Source organism: Clostridium sp., from assembly GCF_051650885.1.
GTDB lineage: Bacteria > Bacillota > Clostridia > Clostridiales > Clostridiaceae > Clostridium.
The window spans coordinates 1-6,350 of sequence record NZ_JBOFRG010000243.1; the positions used below are offsets into that span (position 1 = coordinate 1).

Sequence of the window (6,350 nt, forward strand, 5' to 3'; positions counted from 1 at the left end):
ATCCATTTCGAGTTCCAGCATGTTTTAAAGTTCCTGAAACAGATGGCATAAATAAAACCTCCTTAAATAAAAAAATATTATTATTGTATAGTATGAAAAAAAATTAGTGATGTGAGAAACTACTTCGAGTTATAGCGAAATAGTTTTTTTATGTAATAAAAAAGATTTAACAATACTTAAAGGACATCTAACATAGCGCCAAGATATACTTTAGAAAAGAAAAGAAAAGGGAGGCGTGGTTTTATGAAGATTGATATGCATGTACATTCAAATATATCTGATGGAAAAGATTCTATTATTGAAATTTTAAATAAAGCTAAGGAATTAGAAATTCAGAAAATTGCTTTAACGAACCATGATACTATTGAGGGGTTAGACCAAGCTATAAATCTTGGAGAAGAGGTTGGAGTTTCTGTTATTAAAGGTGTTGAAATTTCTGCTTATGATTTTAGAAGAAAAAGAAAGGTTCATATTTTAGGATATAAATTTAACGAAGGAAAAAATATTGAAAAGCTATGTAAGCCTATTTTAGAGAAGAGAAATGAAAATAGTTTATGGCAATTAGAAAGATTAATAGAGCTTGGATATAAGGTTGATAAAGAAAAGATTTTAAAAGATAGAAAGGTTCTTTATAAGCAACATATTTTAGAGGAGCTTATAAGACAAGGGTATACAAGTGAGATTTATGGAAGTGTTTATAGAAATGTTTTTAAAAATGGTGGACCTTTAGATAGGGATATTGAATATGTAGATGCACTTGATGCAGTTAAGGCTATTAAAGAAGATGGAGGAATTGCTGTTTTAGCACATCCAGCAGAACTTGATTCTTTTAGAATTATAGGGGAACTTGTATCAGTTGGATTAGATGGAATTGAAATAAATCATCCATCTCAAAAAAATTGGGATAAGGAAAGAGTACGAATCTTTAGAGATGAATATGGACTTATATTAACAGGAGGAAGTGACTATCATGGAGCTTTTGGAAAGTCTAGGCTTGGAAGTTGCTTGTGTCCTGAAAATTATATAGAAATTTTTTAAGGGGGAAATAAAGAGATGAAAATGAAGAGGATTTTATCGTTAATTGGAGCTTTAACTATTGGTGTTTCTATGTTTGTTGGATGTATGGGGACTGATGGAAAAGAAGGTAGTAAAGGGGATATAAGAATTGTTTGGTATCCTAATGAAAGTGGTGGAGATTTAGAAGAAGCTAGAGAAGAGATTGGAAAGATTGTGGAGAAGGCTACAGGTAGAAAGGTTACTCATAAGCTTACTACTGATTATTTAGTGGCTATAGAGGCTCTTTCAAATGATGGTGCTGAAATTGGTTTTACAGGTGCACAAGGGTATATTGAGGCTAAAAATAAAAATGATAAAATTGCACCTTTAGTAGTTCCATCAGGACCATCAGGAACTTTAGATGATGCAGTTTATTATAGCTGGCTTTCTGTAAGAAGCGGAGAAGAGACGGATTATAAAGAGGGAAATGATTATTTTATAAAAAACATTAAAGGAAAGAAAATGAGCTTTGTGTCTAATAGCTCAACTTCAGGGTTTAAAGTTCCTTCAAGCTCAATTGTAAAGGAATTTAAGGAAGATAATCTTACAGCAGAAGATTTAATGCAAGGTGGAAAAGACAAGTTTTTTAATGAAGTTTTATTTGGAGGGTCTCATCAGGGAGCAGCTGTAAACTTATTAACTAACAAATCAGATATTGCGGCTTTTTGTGATACTGTAATGATAAATTATATTGATGTTGTAGATGGAAAATTTAATGGTGTTGGAACAAAGTATAAGATTAAGGACAATGCAGATGAGCCTTTTAAAAATTTAAAAGGAAAAGAGTTTGTAGCTATAAACAGCACTCCAGTTTTAAACTCACCCTTTGTAATTAATGAAAATCTTTTAAGTGATGAAGAGATAAAGAATCTAAAGGATGCCTTTACAGGAGAAGAAACTACAAATAATGAAAAGATATTTATAAAAGAAGGTTCTGATGGAAAAGGCTTCTTCACTAAAACTGATAAAGAAAAGTTTTTAGAGGTAGAAGATTCATGGTTTAATCCTGTTAGAGAACTTAGTAAGTAAGGAGAATTTTAGATGGAAATGCTAGATTTAAAGGGTTTATGTAAGGAATATAAGGGTGGCACTAAAGCACTTGATGATATAAGTTTTTCAGTTGAAAAGGGGGAATTTATATCTATAATAGGACCTTCAGGTGCAGGAAAATCTACTCTTCTTAGATGTATAAATAAGATGATTGATATATCCTTAGGTGAGCTTGTTTTTGATAATAAAGAAGTTAGATATTTAAATAAAAAGGAGCTTAGGGAGCATAGAACAAAGATAGGAATGATTTTTCAACATTATAATTTAGTGGAAAGACTTTCTGTTATAGAAAATGTTCTTCATGGAAGGCTTGGATATAAAAGTACCTTAGATGGAGTTTTAGGAAGATATACAGAAGAAGAAAAAACAAAGGCATTTCATCTTTTAGAGAAGCTTGGAGTTAAAGACCAAGCCTTTAAAAGATGTGATAAGTTAAGTGGAGGGCAAAAGCAAAGAGTTGGCATATGCAGGGCATTAATTCAAGACCCAAAGCTTATTTTATGTGATGAACCTATTGCATCTTTAGACCCAAGCTCATCAAAAATCATTATGGATTATTTAAAAGAAATAAATGATGAAACTGGGATAACAGTTATCTTAAATCTTCATCAAGTAGATGTTGCTAAAAGATATTCAGAAAGAATTATAGGAATAAACAGTGGAAAAGTTATTTTTGATGGAAAGCCAGAAGATTTAGATGATTATATAATCCATGAGATTTATGGAACAAATGATGGTGATTTAATAATTGATTAGGGGAGAGAGAAACCATGGAAGGACATGATATTTTTTTAGAGAGGAAGAAAAGCTTTTTTAAGGGAGGCTTCCTCTTAATAATTTTAGCAGTAGTATTTATGAAATTAGCAGATTTTAATATAGTTAAGGGGCTTATAGGAATCCCAAGTGGACTTTACTGGCTTCTTCAAAATTTTATTCCAACAAGTGATGCTATAGTGAAGCTTCCAGAGATTTTAAGTAAGCTTTTAGAAACAATACTTTTATCTATAGGAGCTACAACCTTTGGTGCATTCTTTGCTCTTATTTTAGGTGTATTAGGTTCAAAAATAACAGGGATAAATAACATATTTAGCTTTATAAGTAGAAGCATTGGTTCAATTTTTAGAAATATACCTGAGGCTGTTTTTGCTATGGTGTTTCTTCTTTCTTTTGGACAAAACATACTTACAGGATATTTTGCTTTATTTTTTGTATCTTTAGGAACTCTTACAAGAGCATTTATAGAAACTATTGATGAAACTAGCAAAAATTCAGTAGAGGCGTTAGAAAGTACAGGTGCATCGTTTTTAGCAATTATAAAAACTGGAGTAATCGTAGAAAGTATGCCACAGATAATAAGTTGGATTTTATATATGGTAGAAACAAATATAAGAAGTTCAACTTTAATTGGAATTCTTACAGGAACAGGGATAGGCTTTCTTTTTGATATATATTATAAAAATATGAATTATAGCGTGGCAGGACTTATTGTTATAAGCATAATCCTTGCAGTTATTTTAATAGAAATTCTATCAAATAAAATAAGGAGTAATATTTTATGAGTGAACTTGGAATTGAAAATGTAAAGATTAAGGAAAAGAAAAATAAAAAAGAAAAGATAAAAATAAAGACTTATGATAAATCAAGAATTTATATAAATGGAACAATAATAGCTCTTATTGTTTTAACTGTTATAGGATTTTTAACCTTTGATTATAAAGGAGTAAATTTAATGGAAGCCTTAGGGCAGACTATGGAGAATGTGAAGCTTATGTTTTTAAGTCCAGAGCTTACACATTTTTCATTTATACAAGGCTTAGGAAAGGTTTTAACCACAATATCCTTAGCATTTTTAACAACATTAATAGGAAGTATTATAGCACTTTTTCTTTCAATATTTGCAGCTAGTAACTTAAGTAGCAAAAGAACTTGTGCATTTATAAAAGGCTTTGTAGCTTTAATAAGGGCGATTCCAACAGTACTATGGGTATTGATTTTTGCAGTTGTTTTAGGACTTGGAGCAGAAGCTGCAGTTATAGGAATGACTTTTCATACAGTAGGATACTTGATAAAGGCTTATTCAGAAGCTTTTGAAGAGCTTGATAATGGAGTTATAGAAGCTATAAGAGGTTGTGGTGGAAACTTTTTTCAAATAGTGTTTGGAGCTGTAATCCCATCTTCAATAAGGTATATAGTGGCTTGGACATTTTTAAGATTTGAAATAAACTTTACAAATGCAGTAGCAATGGGAGCAGCAGCAGGTGCTGGAGGAATTGGATTTGAGCTATTCATGTCAAGTAACTTTTATTTTAATGTGCAAGAAGTAGGATTTATAGCAATAATGATACTTGTAGTTGCAATGATATTAGAATTCTCATCAACAGAAATTAAAAAAAGATATATTTAAAATAAAAGCTAATTTTGAGAGTTCTTAAAATTAGCTTTTGTTGTATTAAGAGGGCTTTTTAGTATACATATTTTTTAATATTAAAATGTGTTAAAATCATAATAGGATAAAATTTAAGGAGTGTGTTTTAAATGGAAAAATTAAGTGGAGAATTATTAAGACTTAAGGATGATAACTTAAAAATAGTTTTAAATAAAGAAGTAAAGAATGGAGAGCTTTTTTATAAAAATTATTTAGGTGATGATGAAAAGTTTATTAGAAGCTTTGAAGGAAAAGAAATAGAATTTAAAGATGTAAATGTTAATAATAGAAATTTTTATATAGTTAAAGTAGGGAAAGAAAAGCTTACTTTAGGAGAAAGATTAGTTAAGCTTAAAAACTTCTGTAATTTTAGAGATTTAGGTGGATTTAAATCTGAAGATGGACGATATGTAAAATGGGGGAATCTTTATAGATCAGAAGCACTTTGTGCAGTAGAAGATTGTGAATTAGATTACTTTAAAAGTCTTGGAATAAAATATGTTTTTGATTATCGTTCAAAAGGAGAATCATCAAAGCTTAAAGATATGGAGTTTGATGGAGTAAAAAATATAAATATTTCAGCTATGAATACTTTAGATAATGAAAATCTTGATATGGAAGCATATTTCTATGATTATATGCAAGGAAAGGCTAAAGTAACTCCAATGGATATGCTTAAAGAAAGCTATAAAACTATGCCTTTTGATAATGAAGCTTATAGAGAGCTTATAAACGTATTTAAAGATTATAATAATAGAGCAATTCTTCAACATTGTACAGCAGGTAAAGATAGAACAGGACTTGGTTCAGCTCTTTTACTTCTTATACTTGGAGTAGATGAAGATACCATAATAAATGATTATATGAAAAGTAATGATTACAGAAAAGAAGCAAATGAAAATATATTAAGCCTTTATGAGGACAAATTACCAAAAGAGGCAATGCAAATTTTTAGAGACATATTAGGTGTAGAAAAAGACTTTATAGAAGCATCATTAAATGAGATAAAAGAGAAGTATGGTAATTATGAAAATTACTTCTTAAAAGAATATGGATTAAATAAAGAAGAAATAGAAAAAATAAAAGATAATTACTTAGAATAAAAAGATGGAATAGAGATATATAGGAGATAATATGACAGTAGAATTAGAAAAACATTATAATAAATTTTGTGAGGACAAAAGACTTACAAGAGGATATGCAAAGGTTGAATACTACACTTCCCTTAGATATATTCATAAATATTTAGAGGGAATGGAAGAAGCTAAAATTTTAGATGTTGGTGCAGGAACAGGAAGATACTCAATTCCTCTTTCAGAAGAAGGATATGATGTAACAGCAGTTGAGCTTGTAAAACATAACCTAGGCGTTTTAAAGTCAAAAGGAAGCAATGTAAAAGCATATCAAGGAACTGCATTAGATTTAAAAAGGTTTAAAGATGATACCTTTGATATGACACTTGTATTTGGACCAATGTATCATTTATATACAATAGAAGATAGAGTAAAAGCCTTAGAAGAAGCAAAAAGAGTAACTAAAAAAGGTGGATATATCTTAGTTGCATATTTAATGAATGAATATAGTATTCTAACTCATGGATTTATAAAAGGAAATATAAAAGAAGCAATAAGCCAAGGAAAAGTTGATGAGAACTTCCATGTTGTAAATAAAAAAGAAGACCTTTATGATTATGTGAGAATAGAAGATATAGATAAAATAAATGAAATAGCAAAAGTTGAAAGAATACAAATAATAGCAGCAGATGGGCATGCAAATTTCATGAGACAAACTTTAAATAATATGGATGAAGAAACATTTA

The 6,350-nt window shown here is 29.6% G+C and carries 7 protein-coding genes; all 7 read left to right on the forward strand.

From position 1 onward, the window contains the following. Positions 1–243 precede the first annotated feature (243 nt). Positions 244–1,038, forward strand: a complete 795-nt coding sequence (locus ACRC28_RS11605; RefSeq protein WP_438543604.1) for a PHP domain-containing protein — start codon at positions 244–246, stop codon at positions 1,036–1,038. 15 nt (positions 1,039–1,053) lie between these two features. After that, positions 1,054–2,085 (forward strand): PhnD/SsuA/transferrin family substrate-binding protein, encoded by a 1,032-nt coding sequence (locus ACRC28_RS11610; RefSeq protein WP_438543605.1) that lies wholly within the window; start codon positions 1,054–1,056, stop codon positions 2,083–2,085. A gap of 12 nt (positions 2,086–2,097) precedes the next feature. Continuing rightward, the gene (gene phnC / locus ACRC28_RS11615; RefSeq protein WP_438543606.1) at positions 2,098–2,862 is read left to right on the forward strand and encodes a phosphonate ABC transporter ATP-binding protein; all 765 of its coding nucleotides are present in this window, start codon (positions 2,098–2,100) and stop codon (positions 2,860–2,862) included. Positions 2,863–2,960: 98 nt separating this feature from the next. Further along, positions 2,961–3,665, forward strand: coding sequence for a PhnE/PtxC family ABC transporter permease (locus ACRC28_RS11620; protein WP_438543607.1), 705 nt, complete (start codon positions 2,961–2,963; stop codon positions 3,663–3,665). Beyond that, positions 3,662–4,510, forward strand: coding sequence for an ABC transporter permease subunit (locus tag ACRC28_RS11625; protein ID WP_438543608.1), 849 nt, complete (start codon positions 3,662–3,664; stop codon positions 4,508–4,510). The genes ACRC28_RS11620 and ACRC28_RS11625 overlap by 4 nt, the downstream gene beginning before the upstream one ends. A gap of 131 nt (positions 4,511–4,641) precedes the next feature. After that, on the forward strand, positions 4,642–5,634 hold the full coding sequence (locus ACRC28_RS11630; RefSeq protein ID WP_438543609.1) for a tyrosine-protein phosphatase: 993 nt from the start codon (positions 4,642–4,644) through the stop codon (positions 5,632–5,634). Positions 5,635–5,665: 31 nt separating this feature from the next. Beyond that, on the forward strand, positions 5,666–6,350 hold a 685-nt coding region (locus ACRC28_RS11635), incomplete at its 3' end, for a class I SAM-dependent methyltransferase (protein ID WP_438543610.1).